Origin of the sequence: Paraburkholderia sp. C35 (genome assembly GCF_003121405.1) — a bacterium.
Classification (GTDB): Bacteria; Pseudomonadota; Gammaproteobacteria; order Burkholderiales; family Burkholderiaceae; genus Paraburkholderia.
This window is the reverse complement of record NZ_QBUY01000013.1, coordinates 1-19,031: the sequence shown is the minus strand read 5'-3', so window position 1 is coordinate 19,031 and position 19,031 is coordinate 1. Positions and strand designations below refer to the sequence as shown.

General features: G+C 64.9%; 17 protein-coding genes. 11 read left to right on the top strand and 6 right to left on the bottom strand.

The annotated features are described in order from the left end of the window. Positions 1–20: 20 nt before the first annotated feature. The 4 genes from DK391_RS11010 to DK391_RS44835 all read right to left on the bottom strand — a co-directional run bounded on the left by DK391_RS11010 (position 21) and on the right by DK391_RS44835 (position 3,315). Positions 21–527, bottom strand: coding sequence for an acyl-CoA thioesterase (locus DK391_RS11010; protein WP_109478042.1), 507 nt, complete (start codon positions 525–527; stop codon positions 21–23). A 147-nt stretch (positions 528–674) separates the two neighbouring features. After that, positions 675–1,748: a helix-turn-helix domain-containing protein gene (locus DK391_RS11005; protein WP_109478041.1), complete on the bottom strand. Its 1,074-nt coding sequence runs from the start codon at positions 1,746–1,748 to the stop codon at positions 675–677. Between the two features lie 41 nt (positions 1,749–1,789). Continuing rightward, a complete protein-coding gene (locus DK391_RS11000) occupies positions 1,790–3,046 on the bottom strand; it encodes an MFS transporter (protein ID WP_109478132.1) in 1,257 nt (418 codons plus the stop codon). Positions 3,047–3,174: 128 nt separating this feature from the next. Then, the gene (locus DK391_RS44835) at positions 3,175–3,315 is read right to left on the bottom strand and encodes a hypothetical protein (protein ID WP_204117334.1); all 141 of its coding nucleotides are present in this window, start codon (positions 3,313–3,315) and stop codon (positions 3,175–3,177) included. 187 nt (positions 3,316–3,502) lie between these two features. Between DK391_RS44835 and DK391_RS10995 the strand changes: the two genes are divergently transcribed. Both DK391_RS10995 and DK391_RS10990 read left to right on the top strand, forming a co-directional pair. After that, complete coding sequence (locus DK391_RS10995) at positions 3,503–4,216, top strand: helix-turn-helix transcriptional regulator (protein WP_109478040.1); 714 nt, start codon at positions 3,503–3,505, stop codon at positions 4,214–4,216. Between the two features lie 151 nt (positions 4,217–4,367). Beyond that, positions 4,368–7,052 carry a DUF6600 domain-containing protein gene (locus tag DK391_RS10990; RefSeq protein ID WP_109478039.1) on the top strand — a complete coding sequence of 895 codons (2,685 nt, stop codon included), beginning with the start codon at positions 4,368–4,370 and terminating at the stop codon, positions 7,050–7,052. 85 nt (positions 7,053–7,137) lie between these two features. Here the strand turns inward: DK391_RS10990 and DK391_RS10985 are convergent, their stop codons facing one another. Together DK391_RS10985 and DK391_RS10980 are read right to left on the bottom strand one after the other, a co-directional pair. Further along, on the bottom strand, positions 7,138–8,109 hold the full coding sequence (locus DK391_RS10985) for a thymidylate synthase (RefSeq protein WP_109478038.1): 972 nt from the start codon (positions 8,107–8,109) through the stop codon (positions 7,138–7,140). A 208-nt stretch (positions 8,110–8,317) separates the two neighbouring features. Beyond that, positions 8,318–9,715: a sigma-54 dependent transcriptional regulator gene (locus DK391_RS10980; RefSeq protein ID WP_109478037.1), complete on the bottom strand. Its 1,398-nt coding sequence runs from the start codon at positions 9,713–9,715 to the stop codon at positions 8,318–8,320. Between the two features lie 551 nt (positions 9,716–10,266). On the opposite strand from DK391_RS10980, the gene DK391_RS10975 reads away from it, so the two are divergent. From DK391_RS10975 to DK391_RS10935, 9 genes are all read left to right on the top strand, one after another. Further along, positions 10,267–10,749: a hypothetical protein gene (locus DK391_RS10975; protein ID WP_109478036.1), complete on the top strand. Its 483-nt coding sequence runs from the start codon at positions 10,267–10,269 to the stop codon at positions 10,747–10,749. A gap of 82 nt (positions 10,750–10,831) precedes the next feature. After that, positions 10,832–11,347, top strand: a complete 516-nt coding sequence (locus DK391_RS10970) for a hypothetical protein (RefSeq protein ID WP_109478035.1) — start codon at positions 10,832–10,834, stop codon at positions 11,345–11,347. Then, a complete protein-coding gene (locus DK391_RS10965) occupies positions 11,344–11,964 on the top strand; it encodes a hypothetical protein (RefSeq protein WP_109478034.1) in 621 nt (206 codons plus the stop codon). Before DK391_RS10970 ends, DK391_RS10965 begins: the two co-directional genes overlap by 4 nt. Before the next feature lie 29 nt (positions 11,965–11,993). Further along, positions 11,994–13,391, top strand: coding sequence for a hypothetical protein (locus DK391_RS10960; protein ID WP_109478033.1), 1,398 nt, complete (start codon positions 11,994–11,996; stop codon positions 13,389–13,391). Positions 13,392–13,502: 111 nt separating this feature from the next. After that, the gene (locus DK391_RS10955) at positions 13,503–14,222 is read left to right on the top strand and encodes a C39 family peptidase (protein WP_109478032.1); all 720 of its coding nucleotides are present in this window, start codon (positions 13,503–13,505) and stop codon (positions 14,220–14,222) included. Between the two features lie 6 nt (positions 14,223–14,228). Continuing rightward, on the top strand, positions 14,229–15,035 hold the full coding sequence (locus tag DK391_RS10950) for a peptidase C39 (protein WP_109478031.1): 807 nt from the start codon (positions 14,229–14,231) through the stop codon (positions 15,033–15,035). Positions 15,036–15,151: 116 nt separating this feature from the next. After that, positions 15,152–16,618, top strand: a complete 1,467-nt coding sequence (locus tag DK391_RS10945) for a hypothetical protein (RefSeq protein WP_109478030.1) — start codon at positions 15,152–15,154, stop codon at positions 16,616–16,618. A 24-nt stretch (positions 16,619–16,642) separates the two neighbouring features. Next, positions 16,643–18,169, top strand: a complete 1,527-nt coding sequence (locus DK391_RS10940) for a sigma-54 dependent transcriptional regulator (protein ID WP_109478029.1) — start codon at positions 16,643–16,645, stop codon at positions 18,167–18,169. 70 nt (positions 18,170–18,239) lie between these two features. Further along, positions 18,240–18,740, top strand: a complete 501-nt coding sequence (locus DK391_RS10935) for a dihydrofolate reductase (protein ID WP_109478028.1) — start codon at positions 18,240–18,242, stop codon at positions 18,738–18,740. Positions 18,741–19,031: the final 291 nt, after the last annotated feature.

Here is a 19,031-nt window from a genome sequence, read left to right as displayed (position 1 = left end):
GCATCACGCCGCAGCAGACATCAAAGCTTGCCTTGCGCCACTTCGTCCGGCTTCAGGTCGACGATGGCATCGAGCGCGGCCTTCACGTCCATTGCGTATTTGGCGAGCGCCTTGTGCTCGTCGGTTTGCGGCACGAAAGCCGGCACAGGCACGGGGCTGCCGTTCTCGTTGACGGCGACCATCACCACGAGGCAATCGGTGGTTTGCAGCAGTTCGCCGCCCTTCGGGTCACCTGCGTACACCGAGACGTGGATGTGCATGCTGGTGCGCCCCGTCGCCACGACGCGCGCGCGCAGTTCGACCAGATTGCCGACATGAATCGGCCGACGAAAACGGATATTGCCGACACTCACCGTCACGCAGTAACGGCTCGACCAGACCGCCGCACAGGCATACGCGGTTTCGTCGATCCATTTCATCAGCGCGCCGCCGTGCACCTTGCCGCCGAAGTTGACCGAAGTCGGCTCGGCGAGGAAGCGGAACGTGGTTTCAGAACGATCCAGCGGCGCAGCGATTGGCGTGCTCATCTTGACTCCGGACAAACAAATCGAAAGGAGCCGATTATACGAGCGCAATAAGGCCGCCGCTGCGCTATCGGGGTTTGACCAGTGCCTCGTTACGGAAAATGTCGTGACATCCGTTGCACAGGCGGCCTGTGCCTCGCGACCGCCCGTTCAACGTAACGCCGACGTAAAGCGCGCGCGGTAGTCGAGCGGCAGCACGCCGAAGCTGCGCATAAAGGCACGCCGCAGGTTCTGCTCGCTGCCGAAGCCGCAATCGCGCGCGATCCGCTTCAACGGACGGCGCGACTCGGCCAGCGCCCGCGACGCCGCTTCCAGCCGCATCGCCGAGACGGTTTTTGCGGGCGTACGGCCCACTTCGTCGACATAGCGGCGGGCAAAGGTGCGCGGACTCATGCGCGCTTCTTCGGCGAGCCGTTCGACGGACAGGTCGGCGCTCAGGTTCGATGCCATCCAGCCATGAAGATGGTCGAACGCGCCGCCCGCCGACGCCTGCGCTGCGAGCGCCGCGCTGAACTGCGACTGACCGCCCGGCCGCTTGACGAATACGACCAGCCGCCGCGCAACCTGCATCGCGACGTGGTGGCCGTAGTCTTCCTGGATCAGCGCGAGCGCGAGGTCGATGCCCGCCGTGACGCCCGCCGACGTCCACACGCTGCGCGCCGCGTCCTCCGGCGCGTCATCGGACAACGCCTCGCGGATAAAGATCGGATCGGCATCGACGTGTACGCGCGGAAAGCGCTCGGCGAGCCGGCGCGCGTCGCGCCAGTGCGTGGTCGCGCGGCGTCCATCGAGCACGCCCGCCGCCGCCAGATAGAACGCACCCGTGCACACCGAGCACACACGCCGCACCTGCGGCGCCCGCCGCGCGATCCAGTCGATCAGCGCGGGCTGCAGCGTATGCGGATCGTCGACGGGAACGCCTGGCACGATCAGCGTATCGATCGTTTCGCTATCGAGCGCGTCGAGACGCTGCGTGAGCACGGGCAAGCCGGGAAACGTGTCGATCACACCACCGTCGACCGACGCGACCGTCGTGCGGTACGCCACCCGTTCAGTCGATGTCGGCGGCACGCGGCGCGCGTCCCGTACCGTCAGTTCGGCGCGATGAAACGCTTCGAGCGGGCCGGACGCGTCGAGCAGCACGAGTTCGGGCGCGACGGCGAAGACGATGTGGCGAACCTGCGGCGCGGGTGGATCGTTGCTTTCGTCGGAAGCGTGGGGCATCGGGTTGTTCGCGGGTGGTTTGAATCAGGATCGGAAAATCATCACATGCCGGACGCAGCAGGCACGCGTCGTTGCGACCACGCGAACGCGACGGTGGCCACGGCGGACAGCGCGAGGAACGGGAAAATCGCCACGTTGATGGCCGCCCAGCCGAGATGCGCGAGCATCTGCCCGGCGCACAGCGAGCCGAGCGCGGAGACCGCGAAAGTGGTGAATTCGCTGGTGGCCTGGGTTTTCGCACGCTCGCCTGGACGGTACGACTGCGCGAGCAGCGTGGTGCCGCCGACGAACATCAGGTTCCAGCCGACGCCCAGACACGCGAGCGCCGCATAGAAGTGCGCGAGATCCGTCGAGCGCAACGCCAGCACGCCGCACAGCGCCGACAGCACGATACCCGCGCCGATCACGCGCAGCACGCCAAAGCGCGCGATCAATCGCGCCGAGAAAAACGACGGCGCAAACATGCCGACCAGATGCCACTGGATGATCTGCGCGCCATCGCCGATCGAATGTCCGCACGCCACGGCGGCAATCGGCGTGGCCGTCATCACGAACATCATCACCGCGTAGCCGAGCGCGTTGTTGGCGAGCGCGGCGACGAAGATCGGCTGACGGACGATCGCACGCCAGGGCCGCGCCGGTTCGCGGTGCGCGGCGGCATCGGCGTGCGGCGCGACATCGCGATACAGGCCGAACAGCAACGCCATCGATAGCAGGCCAAGCGCGGTCACGAGCGCATAGGAGCCTGCGAACGCGACGGGCGCGAGCCAGTCCTTGCTCCACGCCGCCAGCGCCGGCCCGAGCACGGCCGCGACGACGCCGCCAGTCAGCACCGTCGAAATCGCGCGGCTCTTGGCATCGGCGGGCACGGCGTCGGCGGCGGCGAGCCGGTAGTACTGCGCGAATGCCTGGAACACCCCGACAGTGGCCGTGCCCGCGCAGAACGCCCAGAAACTCTGGTGAAAGATCGCGTACACGGAAATCGCGCCGCCTGCCGCGCCGATACCCGCGCCCAGCAGAAAGCCCGCGCGCCGCCCGATGCGCGCCATCAGGAACGACGCGAACACGGTCGTCAGCGCGGCGGCAATGGTGATCAGCGAAAACGGCAGCGTGGCAAGCGATTTGTCGGCGGCAAGCGTGTAGCCGACCAGACCCGTGAGCGTCAGATCGATCGATACCGACGATGTATAGAGCGCCTGGCAGACCGCCAGCACGCGCGCGGCCCGCCGTCCGTGCGGATCGCTGCGCTCCGGCGCGTCACCAGCGACAGCGGAAACGGAAGAAGAAGATGGCGGCATCATGGGCCTCGGAACGGGTGACGGGACACATATCGTCACATCGACCGGATTGGCAGAAAGGCCAATGATGCATCAATTGCTGCCAGATGTGCGCGCGTCGTTCATGCGTGCCGCGCGGACGGGCACGATCAGTTGTGGAACGAGACGCCTTCGTCGATGGTGCCGTACATCGTGATGCTGCCGCCCGAACCGGACGACGGACCCGAACCGCCCTCGGCGCATGCGCCGCACAACAGGACGGCAGTGACCACGGCAAACAGGAGTTTCATGACTGCGTTGTCGCTGAATGTTAGGAAGCGCTTTCGATTCTAGCCCACTGGCTTTGTCGAGCGCAGATTGCGGACTTCGGCAAGATCCGCCAGGCTGCATCCGACGCTTCACGTCATCCTGAAACATCGAATGCGTGCCGCAGGTAAAGTGAACGCATCGCCAGTGAGATCAAGAACGGGAGACCCCATGACGGCAGCCCTTCCCTCCGAACCGAGCCATTTTCCCGGCCTGAGCCGCATCGGCGCGCTGCTATCCGATCCGGGCCGCGCCGCGATGCTGTGGGCGCTGATGGACGGCACGGCACGCCCTGCGGGCGAATTGACACTGATCGCGGGACTGTCGCCGTCGGCGGCCAGCGCGCATCTCGCGCGTCTCACCGATGGCGGGCTGCTGGCGCTCGAAGTGCGTGGGCGGCATCGCTATTTCCGGATCGCATCGGCGGAAATTGCGTCCACCATCGAAGCACTTGCCAACGTCGCGCAGGCCACCGCGCCGCAGCGCCCCGTGCCGCGCCCGGCGCGCACCGTGCCCGTCGACATGCGCTTCGCACGCACCTGCTACGACCACATGGCGGGCGAGCTGGCCGTGCGGGTCTATGAGCGGCTCGTCGACGGCGGGCTGCTGACCGTGCACGGCGACGCGCTCGACGCCACGCCGCAAGGCGCGACCCAACTCGCGCAATGGGGCATCGACGTGTCGCAGCAGCGCGGACGCCGGCGCCGTTTCGCCTGCACCTGCCCCGACTGGAGCGAGCGCCGGCCGCATCTGGGCGGCGCGCTCGGCGCGGCGCTGCTCGATTCGTGGTCCTCGCACGGCTGGGTCGAGCGCACGGAGCGGCCGCGAATCCTGCGTGTGACACCCGCCGGTCATCGTCATTTCGACGCTTTTTTAGCCCATTGATGAACGATTCGTCAGACAAGGCGAGCGAGGTGACAACTTTTGTTACAGCGCCGTCTGGATGGCTTACAAATGAGAGAGCCTTGAAACAGGGGCGGCAGGTAGAGTGACTTCACACGGCGCGGCCTGACGCGGCGCCCGACGGAGCCACAACATGACACCACTCGCCACATCCGATCTCTCTTCCAGACACGCTTCCCCTGTCCTTCGACGCGATGCGCGGCGCGCCTCGCTCGTGGCGCTCGCCGTCGCGGGCGCATTCACGGCGCTAGCCCTGCAGTCTGCCGCTGCACAGGAAGCACCACCGCCGCCCGCGAACGCGGACGCGAACTACGCGCAGAACGCACCCGACGCCGATCCGCCCGGACGTGTCGCGCGTCTGAACTACATGGCGGGCACGGTGACCACCGAACCGGCCGGCGCATCCGACTGGTCGTATGCGCAGGTCAATCGCCCGCTCACGACGGGCGACCAGTTGTGGAACGACAGAAACGCGCGCTCGGAACTGCACATCGGCTCGACTGCCGTGCGCATGGGCGAGCAGACCAGCCTCGACATCCTCAATCTCGACGACAACAGCGCGCAGCTCAAGGTCGCGCAAGGCACGCTGTCGACGCGCGTGCGGGCCATCGCGCCCGGCTCGTCGTATGAGATCGACACGCCGAATCTGGCGCTCGGCGTGAACGGACCCGGCGACTACCGCGTCGACGTCGCTCCCGACGGCGCCAGCACCACGGTCACCGTGCGCAGCGGCAGCGTGACTGTCTATGGTGACAACGGGCAGGTGCCCGTGGGTGCCGGCCAGCGGGTCACGTTCACGGGCACGAGTTTGCAGCAGGCGGCCGCCAGCGGCGCGCCCGGCCCCGATCCCTTCGATCAGTGGGCAGCGGGCCGCGACGCCGCCGAAGACCGCTCGGTATCGGCGCGTTATGTGTCGCGCGAAATGCCCGGCTATCAGGATCTCGACGCGAACGGTACATGGCGCAGTTCGCCGCAGTACGGCCAGGTGTGGGTGCCGAACCAGGAGCCGGCAGGCTGGGCGCCGTATCGCGATGGTCACTGGGCCTGGCAGGCGCCGTGGGGCTGGACATGGGTCGACGACGCGCCTTGGGGCTTCGCGCCGTATCACTATGGCCGCTGGGCTCAGGTCGACGCTTCGTGGGCGTGGGTGCCGGGACAGGAAGCGGTCAGCGAGCCGCCCGGGTATGCGCCCGCGCTCGTCGCATTTGTCGGCGACGGCGGTGGCGGCAGCGATTGGGGTGTGAATCTCGCGGTCGGCGGCGTGGCGGCGGCGGGGCTCGCGTGGTTCGCGCTCGGACCGGGCGACCCGTGGCATCCGCACTGGGGCGGCGGTCACGACTGGAGTCCGCGCTACTACGAGCGCGTGAACAACACGGTGATCGTCAACAACCGCGTGGATATCCATAACAACATCCACAACACGTACATCAACTATCGCGCGCCGGGTGCCGTGACGGGGCTGCCTGCGGCGGCGTTCGTGCACGGTCAGCCGACTAACCATATCGGGCAGCGGATGGACCCGGCGCAATGGCGCAACGCACGCTTCAACGCGGGCACGCCGGGTCTCGCGCCCGTCAGGCAGAGCTTCGGGCCCGGCATGCGCAACGCCACTTATCGGCCGCCGGCGAATGTGATGGCGCGGCCGGTCGTCGGCACGCGTAATCCGGGCGTTCCCGCCGCGTTCCATGACCGGCTTGCGCAGAACTTCGCCCAAGGCCATGGCGGACGGGTGCCGGGTGCGGGCGAGCCGATCGTGCGGACGTCGGTGCCGGCGCATTTCGGTTCGCAGACGATCGGCGGCAATGCGCCTGTCGCGAACGTGCGCGTGGTGCGCTCGCATACGCCGGGGCAGATGCCCGGCGCCGCGCCGGGTGCAACGATGGCGGGCGGTCCGGGCGCGCCCGGTGCGCAACGGCCCGGCGGCGCGCCGCAGCCGAATGGTCCGCAACAAGGAATGCCGGGACATGGTTTTGCGCCGGGACAGATGGCGGGTGCGCCGAACGGTCAGCGGCCTGGCGGCGTCGCGCAAGCGCAAGCCAACGGCCAGCCGCATGGCATGCCGATGCAAGCGGGTAATGCGGGCAATGGCGTGCCGCGTCCGCCGCAGTTCGCGGGCGAACATCCATCGAATGGCATGCCGCAGCAGCCTGGCGGTGCACAACGTCCTGAAACGGCCGCGGCAGGTCAGCAACATCAGCCTGCGTGGACCCAGCAGCATCAACCGATGGCGCAGCAACGCGGCAATCCGCAGCAATGGGGCGCCGTACAGGCACCTGGGCAGCATGGTCCGTCGGCGCAGCCTGGCCAGATCGCGCAACAGCAACACGAGCCAGCCCAGCGACCGGCAAATGGATTCGGCGGCGGTGTTGCACAAGGACAGCCCGGACGCGAGCCGGAGCAACACGGTCAACCCGCGCCCGCGCCGATGCAGCAGGCTCAGGCGCAGCCTCGCCCCGAGACCCACGCACAGCCGCAGGATCAGCAGCCGCCGCGAGCCGAGGCGCGCCCGCAGCCGCAACAGCACCCGCAGCAACAGGCGCGTCAGGAATTCCATCCGCAGCCGCAGCCGCACGCTCAGCCGCGTCAGGAATTTCACCCACAGCCGCAGCCGCAGCAAGTGCGTCAGGAACCCCGGCCGCAACCGCAGCAGCAGGCGCGTCAGGAATTCCATCCGCAGCCGCAGCCTCAAGCTCAGCCGCGGCAGGAGTTCCATCCGCACCCGCAGGCGCAGCAGCCGCATCCGCAACCCCAGCCGCAACAGCATCAGGAGCAGCAGCGCGCGACGGGCGGCGGACACGACGAGCATCATCGCGGATAAGCATCCGTTCATCGCCTGAAACGAAAACGCCCACCGCATGACGCGGTGGGCGTTTTCACATCCGGGCCTAAAAACCTTCGGCGGATCAGATCGCCATCGGCGCGGTCAGCGGCTCATGGTGTCGATAGCCGACCAGCGAAAAATCCGCCGGCTCGATCTGCTCCAGCCACTCCGGCGCGTACACGCCCGTCTTTGCGTAGTCGGGCACGCGGTCCGAAATTGCGAGTTGCGGGCTCTCGTACGGATCGCGCGTCAGTTGCTGCTGCAACATGTCGAGCTGATTCTCGTAGATGTGCGCATCGCCGATGAAGTACGTGAACCAGCGCGGCGCATAGCCCGTCAGGCGGCCGACGAGATGCAGCAGCGCCGCGCCTTCCGTCAGGTTGAACGGCGTGCCGAGGCCGACATCATTGCTGCGGATATACAGGCACAGCGATATCTCGCGTTTCGCGACGTTCGGCAGGAACTGGTACAGCAGATGGCACGCCGGCAGCGCGATTTCCTCCAGCACGGCCGGATTCCACGCATGAAACAAAATTCGCCGGTCGGACGGGTTTTTCATGATCGTGTCGAGGCACTGACGGATCTGGTCGATGGCCTTGTAGAGCAGCACCTTTCGAACGCCATCCTCTTCGAACTCGGTGACGGGCGCATAGCCGCGCGACGCCGCGTCTTCCAGCTGCGCACTCGCCGTCGCGTCGAGCACCTTGTACGCGGGCCACTGGCGCCATTGCACGCCGTACACGTCGCCGAGATCGTCGATGCCGCGGCGGTAAGGATTGGCGAGCCACTGCGCGTTTTCGTTCGCGTTGCCGTCCCACACCTTGCAGCCGAGCGCGCGGAAATCGGCCGCGCTGCGCGATGCGCGCAAAAAGCCGATCAGTTCGCCGATCGCCGACTTGAACGCGAGCTTCTTGGTCGTGACGGCGGGGAATCCCTGCTGCAGATCGAAGCGCAACATCGCCCCCGGCATGCTGAACGTGCGGATGCCGGTGCGGTTTTCCTGCCATGTGCCGGTATCGAGGATCGTGCGGACGAGGTCGAGGTACTGTTTCATGCGGGTTCCTTCGGTCGGGCGCGCTGGCGCGCGACGGAGCTTTTTTCGGAAAACCCCGATTCTAGCACGCCGCACGACCCGAGGTTGGCGGGCCGTTAGTGCCTCGATAATCCGATCGTCCGGAAGCGCGTCCACCAGGCGATCGGGGCGCACAAAAGCAAAAAGCCCGGCCAATCGACCGGGCTTTTCGACATTGCAGTTTTTCGCGTTACAGATGCGGCATCGTCGACGGCATCTCCGCGTGCGGCGCGAGCGGCTCGGTTTCCATATGCCGCATGCCGTGCGAGCACAACAGCCGGTAAAGCGTCACACGCGAAATGCCGAGTTCCTGCGCGGCATCGCCAAGACGCCCGCGATGGCGCAGCAAGGCCAGTTCGATCGCCTGCCGTTCGGCCGCTTCGCGCGCCTGCGCCAGCGACACGGGGACGATCTCGACATACTCGGCCAGTTCGAGATCACGCGCGGTGATGGCCCGCCCTTCCGACATGACGATCGCGCGGCGCACGCGGTTGATCAGCTCGCGCACATTGCCCGGCCAGCTGTAATTGTGAAGCGCGGCAATGGCATCCGGCGCGAAGCCACGCAGACGACGGCTCGCATCTTTCCTGAAACGTTCCAGCATGTGCCGCGCGAGCAGTTCGATATCCTTGCCGCGCGCGCGCAGCGGCGGCTCGTCGATCTGCAGCACGCACAGACGGTGATACAGGTCAGAGCGGACGCGCCCTTCGATCATCGCCGTGTTCATGTCGACGTGGGTGGCGGAGATGATCCGCACGTCCACTTCGATCGAGCCGTGGCCGCCGAGCCGCTCGACCTTGCGTTCCTGCAGGAAGCGCAGCAGGCTCGCCTGGCTTTCGAGCGGCAAGTCGCCGATTTCATCGAGGAACAGCGTGCCGCCGTTGGCCGCTTCGACGCGCCCGATCTTGCGCTGGTTAGCACCCGTGAACGCGCCGCGTTCGTAGCCAAACAGTTCGGATTGCAGCAGATGCGGGGGAATTGCACCGCAGTTGATGGGAATAAACGGCGCGTTACGGCGCGATGAGCGCTCGTGAATCGCCACGGCCGTCAGTTCCTTGCCCGTGCCCGATTCGCCCGAGATGAACACGGGCGCGTCCGTCATCGCGACCTTGCGGATAGAGCGGAACAACGCCAGCATCGCGTCGCACGAACCGACCATTTCGCCTTCCGTGCCGCCGCCTTGCGACGCATCGTTCGAAGCCGGTTCACCGAGCGACACCATGCCGTAGGCGTGACCGACGGAATCGACAATGCGGTCGCCCGAGTAAGGCACGGTAACGTAATCGAAACAATAGTCGCGCACCAGACGGCGCAACGCGGCGTCCTGCAACTGGCCCGCCATGGTGGTCGCAACCCAGCCGACGTTCGGCATGGTCAGACACGATTCGAACGCAGCGATTTCATGCTGCTGGAAACAGCTCGACAGATCGAGCAGACCGCCCGCTGCCATCCCCGAACGAACAGCGCGGCGTGCATCACGGGCCGACCCGACGACCTCGACATGCCACCCACGCTCATGAAAACGCGTGTTTAACTCAGCGCTGGGATCTCTTGATACGTAAATCAGATGCCGCGTGGCGGATTCCATTATTCAGATCCTCTCGTCAACGAACGTTAAGGATGACGGCATGTGCTGATCTGGATTTAGCTTTTCAGGCACGCCTATTCGCACGGGATTCGCAAACAGCGAAAACCGAACGGCCATTCCATTCCGTACGGACAGCTGATCCCCGAAAAACGGCGCGTGTATTGAAACGGCCCAAGTACTGGGCTTTTTAAAATCGTGTGCTGTGGATGAGAGCTTACTATACGCGCGCGCCGCCGAAAACAAATATGCGAATTAAATCGTAGAGCCTTCTGCATCAAGGGTTTGCGGTACATCAGCTGCCTCATTGGGGAGCGATTAAAACGGTGGAAGCGCATTCACCATACTTTTTTAACTATCTGCTGCACTTACGCCGTGCTTAACGGATAGATTTGAAATCCGCGTGTTTTTCGGGCTGAGGTTTCAGACCTGAAACGTTTACGTCCGATTTGACTCGACACGCGTCTCATCCAATTCGCCTGATCCAATTGCATCAATGGATTGCGACCGATGGCACACGTTTCGCTAAATGTCCCGCACCAAGGAGAGACATCATGCGACTCGTTTTCCGCATCGCCTCGAACCAGATTTCACGACTGCCCGCCGGCGTTGCCATGTGTGTAGCGCTCGCGCTGTCGACATTGCCCGCAGGTGTGAATGCACAGCAGGCATTCACGGATGCGACAACTCTGTCGTCCGCGCAAATTGCCGCACCCGCTGCCGACGACACATCGGACGTCGTTGCAGATGCAACGACTGGCTCGGATATTGCATACGGAATGGATGCGAACGGTCGGCAGTTTTTCAGTGTCCCCGCCGACAGCGCAGCAATGAATGACTTCGCACTCGACGATCAGGTGCTGTCGCGTCAGCGCGGAGGCGCAGCAGGCATGGTGATGGTGGCCGCGACACCGCAATTGATGCGCGGCTCGGCCGTGACGTTGTGGGATGAAATCGCGCCGCCGTCGCCGCTGCCGATACCCATCGATGCCGCGCGTGCAGCACAAGGTAACGTAGCGAACTACCAGAGAAAGTAACACCGCAACAGAACACCACAGACAGAAGAGACCAGTGCGAACTGTTTCGCACTCCAAACTGGACGGTTCGGGGACACACAAAATGATCGCTTCATTGGGGATGCTGTGCAGCCGCGCGATCCGCGCGGCGGGACTCGCGACGCGGCTTGCCGCCATCGCCGGTCTGGGCGCAGCCGGTTTTGCAAGCGTGACCTGCGCACAGGTCACCAACCCTGGCGACATCATCGTCGAACGCCAGATCACGCCGCGCATTGCCTATGCGCCCGTGCCGAAGGACCAGGACCCCGTCAGCTCGCGTGTGTCGACCTTCCCCGCCAACAGCTTCAGCCCGAGCATGGCGCAAGTCGCGTCGGACGCCGATCTGACCAACGCGCACGGCTCCACCGGTCTCGATCAGGCCGTCGCAGGCGGCGCCGGTCTGCAGGCCGTGACGCGCATCCTGACGGGCAACACCACCAACAACAACGTCGCGCTCAGCGCGGGTGCGATCGGACAACCGGCGCCCGGCATCGGCGGCAACATCTCGTCGAGCGTGACGGGTGCGCTTGCGCCGCTGTCGACTGCGCTGGGCGGCGCGCTCGGAGGCCTGAGCAAATGAACACGCTACTTCGCCCGATCCCGCTTTCGATCCCGCTCCTCGCAGCGCTCGCACTCGTCGCGATGCAACCGTCGTACGCGCAACAGGTGGGCACCGTGAGCGGCGACGCGAGCATCGCCACGGGCGCCGCCGTCAACACGACGGGCGCCATCACGGTGAACCAGGCAGCGGGCCTCAACAATGCCCAGACCAACCAGCTGACGATCACCAGCGGCGACGCCGCCGCGAACGACAACGCGAGCGCCCAGAGTGCGACCGCGCGGGCCCGCGTGCCGAGCGCGCGCGCCACGATCCAGGGCAACGCGTTTTCAAATTCGTCCGGAGCGGTGATGGTGAACCAGTCTGCGGGCGCAGGGAATCTCCAGCGCAACAGTGTGCAGCTCGGCACTGCGGCGCCAGGGGTCGAGACCGTCTCGGATGGGGTGCTATCCGCGACGGCCGCGAACAACGGCGGTCAAGGCCGGACGGTTGCGCCACAAGGCGTCCGCGAGGCCAGCATATCCAGCGACGCATTCAAGAACGTCACTGGCGTGCTGCAGATCAACCAGACTGCCGGAGCCGGTAATGCCACGGCGAACAGTTTTGTGCTCCGTCCCCCGGCGGGCACTCTTTTCTAACTGACCACAACTAGTATCGGAGCGAAACCATGAAGCGCACTCTTATTGCAGCCGCCGTCCTCGCAGCCGCTTCCTCCAGCGTCTTTGCGAGCCCGCTGAAGAACCCGTTCCTGTTCAACGCGACGCTGGTCGGCGAAGCCGTCGGGATCGAGGGATTCGTCACGCTGTTCGGTTGCGTGAGCGTCTCCAGCACCGCGGGCGCCGTCGTCAACAACACGCAGAAAGCCTGGGCGAATGCGTCGCTCAGCCCGAACGCCCAGTCGTACACGTCCGGCTCGATCACGACGCACGTCAACAACAGCTTCCAGTCGATCAACGGCGGCGGCAACGCATGGGCCTCGCTCTCGACGTCGCACTCGTCGGAATCGTATGGCGCACAGGGCTATCAGGCTTCGGCCGGCTACAAGTACGGCCAGCAGAGCAGCGCCGTGCAGGGTGGCGGCTATGAGTACAGCGCGCAGGCAGCCGAAATCGGCGGCAGCTTCAGCCATCAGAGCCAGAACTCGGGCGCCCACATCTCGGCAGGCGGCCACGCAGGCGTCGGCTATTCGGTCTCGTCGAACTACAACCCGTGGACCAACACGGCTTCGGGCAGCGCCAGCATCGGTGGCGGCCTGTCGGCGGGCTACAAGGAATCGAGCTACGCCAATCAGGAGCAGATCGGCGGCGCTTTCGGCGCAGTCGAAGGCTCGGGCCAGGGCAAGGTGTGGGGCTACCAGGCCAGCCAGGGTTCCGGCTATGTGGCCTACGGCGAGCAGTCGAGCGGCTATGAAGTCGACAAGTCGAAGACGCACGACAGCATCTCCGCGCAATGGGGCTTCAGCTCGACGGTCGCGTCGACGGATGTGGATGTCACCGGCTCGGTCACGCAGCACATCAACACGCAGAAGGCGGGCAACCTGACGGCCACCACGGGCGCCAACGCAGCACAGCACGTGAGCGGCAACATCGGCGTGAACATCGCCGAAGGCGTCAACAACACGCAAAGCAACGACGCGGCCCTCGCTTCCGTCGATGCCGGCAACGTGTTCGGCAACGCCCAGGTGTTCAACAACCAGTCGTCGGGCGGCAAGGCGAACATCAACAACTTCAACGTGAACGCCTCGGTTGGCGACGGCTCGCTGCAGTACGCATCGGGCAACGTCGGCGTGAACGTCGCGTCGGGTATCAGCAACGTGCAGAACAACAGCATGGCTGCTTCGACGTCGACGGTCTCGCGCAACCATGGCGCCGCTGCGATGGTGGCAACGGATGATTCGTCGCAAATGGCAGGTGTCGACTTCCACGGTTCGTTCGAAGGCACGGCAATGCTGGGCGCCAACGCGCTTAGCGGCGCAACGGGCAACATCGGCGTGAACATCGCCGGTGGCGCTGGCAACGTGCAGCACAACGGCCTGGCCATCGCTTCGATGAACACCAGCCACTAAGCCTGGCGTTGAGCCAGGTCACCGAGCCTGGCAAGCAGTACAAAAAAGCAACCATACGGGATGCGCCGGCGGCCGATAAAGGCCGCCGGCGCAGCCTGGCAGGAGACCAGCATGTCCGGGTTTGACCGGTTCCCGGCGTTACGACACGCCGTTGCCGTACTTGTGTCCACAACATGCGGTTTGTGTGGGCAAGTGCACGCACAGGCGACTGTCGACACGTCTACCCTCGCAGGTATTCCTCTTACCAAGACGGTGCACTCGATGAGGGACCTGCGTTACCGCCACATCGTCAGCCAGCAGTTCGACTACAGCTGCGGTGCGGCGGCGCTCGCTACCCTTCTCAAGTATGGCTACGGCATCGAGATTCCCGAGACGGAGCTGATCCGCCGCATGATGGTTTTCTCGACGCCCGAAGTCGTGGTGAAGAACGGATTCTCGATGCTCGACATGAAGAAGTTCGTCGAGACGATCGGGCTGCGGGGCCGCGGTTTCCGGGTCAACTCAGACGCGCTTTATCACCTCCAGATTCCCGTCATGGTTCTGATGAACCTCGACGGCTATGAGCATTTCGTGATCGTCAAGCACGCGCAAGACGGTCGCATCTTCATCGCGGATCCCGCACTCGGCAATCGCATCCTGCTCGAGGAAGACTTCGCGAAGACATGGAATGGGCTCGTATTTGCAGTCGTCGGGAAACCCTTCAGGGAGGAGTCCCCGCTGTTGCAGGACAACGAATCGCGGGCCTTGAAGCTGCGCGAGCGCGCGCTCGCCAACGGCACGGCAGCGACTCCCTTTGTCGAATACGGCTTGATCAAGGCAGCCCTGTTCTGACCACCCATGAAGCACGCCCTCAACCCGCCTCGCCTCACGTTGACCGCGACCCTCATCGCGCTGACGGGCGGCCTCGCGACCAGCGCTCACGCCGCCGACGCCTCCGCGCCGCGCGATGTCGCGCCGGTGGCGATCCAGTGGCAAAGCGTCGGGGATGATGTGCTCGCCCAGCAGACCGGTAAAGGCGCGGGCGGACAAATGATCTCCGGTTTCGTATTGAACGTTCTTTCGCAATGGCAGTTGCCGAACGGCGCTAACGCGCTCGCGCAAGGCACCCTCTCCGTTGCCACCAATGCGGCGAATGCGCTGACGGCCAGTGTCAGCACCCTCGCCTCCGTCACCGATGGCCGCGGCAACACGGGTGCGAACCCGGGTGCGCAGGTCAATGGCGGACAAAGCATCTCGGTCAACGGCGTGTCGCAGATCACGCAGGTCGCGGGCGATCGCAACGCCGGATTCAACACGGCGACGATCGACTTCAACAACAATCCGCAACTCCTGACAGGCGGCACGAATGCGCAGAGCGCGTCGGCATCGAACGGCGCGGGCAACATCAAGGCAGGCATTTCGTTCGGCAACGGCGGCGTCACGATCGCCTTGCAGACGCCAGCCGGCCTCGCCTCACAAACCATCGCACCCAGCAACGCGCAACAGGCCGGCGCGATTGCTCAACTACTGCAGATAGCGGGCAATAACCAGCAAGTCGCCAACCAGTTGCAGCTCTCGCTTCAGACGGCACCGATGTCGTCCGGGATGCTGCGCCAGGCCGGCGTACTACAAGCCCTGCAAAACGCGATCAACGCAAGGAGATAAGGCGGGCCGCCACCCGTCGACAGGCGTCACCAGGAGGAGATAGTCGTACAGAAAGCGGCAGCGCGAAGCATAAGAACCAACAGCCGAGCGCTGCCGGATTCACCGGGGGAAGAACAATGAATATCGATACAACAGGCAGAAAGCCGCGAGTTCGCCTTGCGGCTATTCCTGCTGCCGCGATGCTGTTCGCGCTGTCGCAGGGGGTTTCCGCACAAGCCATCAACAACCAGTCTCTCGAAGACCGGCTCAACACGCTGATGCGCGTCGTCGACGAGCAGCAGCGTCAGATCCAGTCACTCGAACGGCAGGTGACAAGTCTGGAAATGTCGCAGCGGGGCCGCGGCGCGCCCGGCTATGGCGCGCCTGCCGGCAGCGATTACGTGGCCGAGCAGCCGGGCGCGGATGGCCTGCCGATGCCCTTGCCGCCGCTCGCGCAGGTCACGCCGGGCGCACCCGCGCCGGGCAATGCGACAGGCACCGCGACGGGCGTGCCCGTCAATCCGCCGGCACCCGATAGCTCGACGGCAACGGGTTCGACGGGCACAGGCAATCCGAACGCGCAGGCGAGCGGCCCCGGCATGCCGGAAGGCGCCGTCGGCCAGACGCAGAAGGCAGCCGAACCCGTGCGCACGCAGGCCGAAGAAGCCGTCGTGCAGCGCGAGCACGCGCCGCTCTTCGACCACAAGCTGACGCTCGACTGGGGTATCAGCGATACCTACTACGATCGCCGACAATTGCAGTTGTCGGGTTTCCTCGCGCTGGACGCGATCTTCCTCGGCAACATCAACCTGGGGCAGACCAAGTCGCACCAGGTGATGGCCGATCTCGATACGCGCTATGGCCTGACCGATCGCATCAGCGTCGACGTGGACGTGCCGTACATCTACCGGCATAGCCAGTTCATCGTCGGTGGCGCGGGCGGTGCGGCCAATACGCTGTCCGATGCGTCCGTCAATTCGAGCGCCATCGGCGACGTCAACTTCGGGATCTACTACCAGATCCTGAAAGAGACCAACAGCATCCCCGACGTGGTCGGCAGCCTGCGCGTGAAAGCGCCGACGGGCACCTCGCCGTTCGGCATCAAGGTCGTGCAGCTCGACGCCGACAACACGAACCTCGTCGCGCCGTCCAAGCTGCCCACGGGCACGGGCTTCTGGAATCTGACGGCGGGCCTGTCGGTGCTGAAGACTTACGACCCCGTCGTGCTGTTCGGCAGCATGTCCTACACCTACAACATCGCGCGTTCGTTCGCGGATATCTCGTCGGTGCAAGGACAGACACAGCCCGCCACCGTCAAGCTCGGCGACATCCTGCAGATCGGCGCAGGCGTCGCACTCGCATTCTCCGACAAGGACTCCGCGAGCATTTCGTACACGCTCGCGCTGCAACCCGCGTCGAAGACCAAGGCGCCGGGCGGCGATTACGTGAAGGTGCCGGGCAGCGAGACCACGGCAGCCGTGATGAATTTTGGCCTGAATCACGTAGTGAACAAGCATCTGACGATCAACGGCTCGGTATCGATCGGCATGACGCCCGACGCGCCGAACTACGTGATCGGCGTGCGCTTTCCCTACACCTTTTGACGTGACACCGATACGAGGCGAATCGTGCGCGAATCTTCTCATCTGAGCTCTGTTACCCCGCTCGCCGGCTCCGGGTTGCGTCTAGCCGTCTCACGCGGAAACGAGACACCTGCGGCGCGCCCCGTGGCCGTCGATGCCTCGCGCGGCGCGGCGCCCGAGGCCGGTGCGCGCGTCCTGCTGTACGCCGCGCGCACGCCCGACGATGCCGTCGTCGAGCATCTGAAAAGCCGCGGCTGGCGCGTGCTGGTGGCGCGTTCGGCACACGAGATCGGCAAGCTGATCAAGCCGGCATCGATGTGCGCGGGCATCGTCGATATGGCGAGCTTCGCCGTGCGCGATCTGCCCGGTCTCGAAGCGAGTCTGCGGCAGCAGCAGGTCGGCTGGATCGCGCTGGCGAATCCCGAGCGGCTCGCGGACCCTGCCGTGCGGCGGCTGATTCGCCATTACTGCTTCGACTACGTGAAGATTCCCGTGGCGAACGCGACAATCGACTATCTGGGCGGCCACGCGTACGGCATGGTGAATCTGTGCGACGCCGATTTGCCGCCCGACACGGCAGGCGCAAGCGACGACGAGATGGTCGGCACCTGCGAGGCGATGCAGCAGTTGTTCCGCACGATCCGGAAGGTCGCGAACACCGATGCGAGCGTGTTCATTTCGGGCGAGTCGGGCACGGGCAAGGAACTGACGGCGCTGGCGATCCACGAGCGCTCGCCGCGCCGCAAGGCGCCGTTCGTACCGATCAACTGCGGCGCGATTCCGCATCACCTGCTGCAGTCGGAGCTGTTCGGCTACGAGCGCGGCGCGTTCACGGGCGCGAACCAGCGCAAGATCGGGCGCGTCGAGGCAGCCAATGGCGGCACGCTGTTTCTCGACGAAATCGGCGATCTGCCGATGGAAAGCCAGGCGAGCCTGCTGCGCTTCCTGCAGGAAGGCAAGATCGAGCGGCTGGGCGGCCACGAATCGATTCCCGTGGACGTGCGCATCATTTCGGCGACGCACGTCGATCTGGAAGGCGCGATGGGCGGCGGGCGCTTCAGGCAGGATCTGTTTCACCGCCTGTGCGTGCTGCGCGTGGACGAACCGCCGCTGCGTTCGCGCGGCAAGGATATCGAGTTGCTGGCGCATCACATCCTTGGCAAGTTCAAGACGGACAACGCGCGCAAGATTCGCGGCTTCACGCCGTCGGCGATCGAGGCGATGTACAACTATCACTGGCCGGGCAACGTGCGCGAGCTGATCAACCGCGTGCGGCGCGCGATCGTGATGGCGGAGAACAAGCTGATTTCCGCCGACGATCTCGATCTCGCGCACTTCAGCGAACAGCAGACGATGAGCCTCACGCAAGCGCGCGAAGCCGCCGAGAAGCGCGCAATCGAAGTGGCGCTGTTGCGGCATCGCGGGCGGCTGAACGAGGCTGCATCGGACCTCGGGATTTCGCGCGTGACCTTGTATCGGCTGATGGGCACGCATGGCTTGCGTGATCCTTCTGGTGAAGAAAGAGGCGACGGTAAGGGTGCTGCGTTTGGCGAGCACGAAGCGCACGAGTAGCCGGGTTGTTCCGCGCGGCGCGCGCTCGGGTAGAATCGGCTTCCGTTTTCTACCCGCTTCACTGACTCGTATGACGACGCTCACCCTGATCGTCGCTCGCGCCCGCAATGGCGTGATCGGCCGTGATAACCAGTTGCCCTGGCGGCTGCCCGAAGACCTCGCTTTCTTCAAGCGCACTACGATGGGCGCGCCTATCGTGATGGGGCGCAAGACGCATGAATCGATTGGGCGAGCTTTGCCTGGGCGGCGAAATATCGTCGTGACGAGGGATGCTGCGCGGCGGTTTGATGGGTGCTCCGCCGTTACCAGTCTTCGTGATGCGTTGACGCTCGCTGCGAGCGATGAGGCGGCTGAAGTGTTTCTGATCGGCGGCGCGCAACTGTATGACGAAGGGCTGCGGCTCGCAGACAAGCTGATCGTTACTGAGATTCAGGCCGATTTTGATGGCGATGCCTGGTTTCCTGCGCCTGATTCCGGCGTGTGGGAAGAGGTCTCGCGTGAGACGCATGTGGCTAATGAGCCTAATGATTTTGAATATGCGTTTGTGGTGTATTTGCGCAAGGCGCAGTAGGGTTTTTTTGGTGTCTTGCGACTGGGGTTGGGTCGCTGGCATCCGCGGCTTGTTACTGGTGCTTCGTGCGTTGCCCCTGTGCGGGGCGGCACCTACTTTTCTTTGCCGCCGCAAAGAAAAGTAGGCAAAAGAAAGCGGGCTAACACCGCCCGCTTCGGGCTCTGCCTGCGGGCCCCCAACGGTTCCTATCCTTCACACGGCAACCTCTCAGTCACCGCCCGTTGCCATCGCTTCGAATAGTCGCCTACCCCACTCCAATCACCCGTAGCGCCCCAAACGGCAGCGACTCGC

What these genes read in the sequence shown, in the direction of transcription:
- DK391_RS10960 (WP_109478033.1), top strand. Translation starts at nt 11,994, where the DNA reads ATGAAGCGCACTCTTATTGCAGCCGCCGTCCTCGCAGCCGCTTCCTCC.
- DK391_RS10965 (WP_109478034.1), top strand. Translation starts at nt 11,344, where the DNA reads ATGAACACGCTACTTCGCCCGATCCCGCTTTCGATCCCGCTCCTCGCA.
- DK391_RS11010 (WP_109478042.1), bottom strand. Translation starts at nt 527, where the DNA reads ATGAGCACGCCAATCGCTGCGCCGCTGGATCGTTCTGAAACCACGTTC.
- DK391_RS10990 (WP_109478039.1), top strand. Translation starts at nt 4,368, where the DNA reads ATGACACCACTCGCCACATCCGATCTCTCTTCCAGACACGCTTCCCCT.
- DK391_RS10945 (WP_109478030.1), top strand. Translation starts at nt 15,152, where the DNA reads ATGAATATCGATACAACAGGCAGAAAGCCGCGAGTTCGCCTTGCGGCT.
- DK391_RS10975 (WP_109478036.1), top strand. Translation starts at nt 10,267, where the DNA reads ATGCGACTCGTTTTCCGCATCGCCTCGAACCAGATTTCACGACTGCCC.
- DK391_RS10970 (WP_109478035.1), top strand. Translation starts at nt 10,832, where the DNA reads ATGATCGCTTCATTGGGGATGCTGTGCAGCCGCGCGATCCGCGCGGCG.
- DK391_RS10950 (WP_109478031.1), top strand. Translation starts at nt 14,229, where the DNA reads ATGAAGCACGCCCTCAACCCGCCTCGCCTCACGTTGACCGCGACCCTC.
- DK391_RS11005 (WP_109478041.1), bottom strand. Translation starts at nt 1,748, where the DNA reads ATGCCCCACGCTTCCGACGAAAGCAACGATCCACCCGCGCCGCAGGTT.
- DK391_RS44835 (WP_204117334.1), bottom strand. Translation starts at nt 3,315, where the DNA reads ATGAAACTCCTGTTTGCCGTGGTCACTGCCGTCCTGTTGTGCGGCGCA.
- DK391_RS11000 (WP_109478132.1), bottom strand. Translation starts at nt 3,046, where the DNA reads ATGCCGCCATCTTCTTCTTCCGTTTCCGCTGTCGCTGGTGACGCGCCG.
- DK391_RS10980 (WP_109478037.1), bottom strand. Translation starts at nt 9,715, where the DNA reads ATGGAATCCGCCACGCGGCATCTGATTTACGTATCAAGAGATCCCAGC.
- DK391_RS10935 (WP_109478028.1), top strand. Translation starts at nt 18,240, where the DNA reads ATGACGACGCTCACCCTGATCGTCGCTCGCGCCCGCAATGGCGTGATC.
- DK391_RS10995 (WP_109478040.1), top strand. Translation starts at nt 3,503, where the DNA reads ATGACGGCAGCCCTTCCCTCCGAACCGAGCCATTTTCCCGGCCTGAGC.
- DK391_RS10955 (WP_109478032.1), top strand. Translation starts at nt 13,503, where the DNA reads ATGTCCGGGTTTGACCGGTTCCCGGCGTTACGACACGCCGTTGCCGTA.
- DK391_RS10985 (WP_109478038.1), bottom strand. Translation starts at nt 8,109, where the DNA reads ATGAAACAGTACCTCGACCTCGTCCGCACGATCCTCGATACCGGCACA.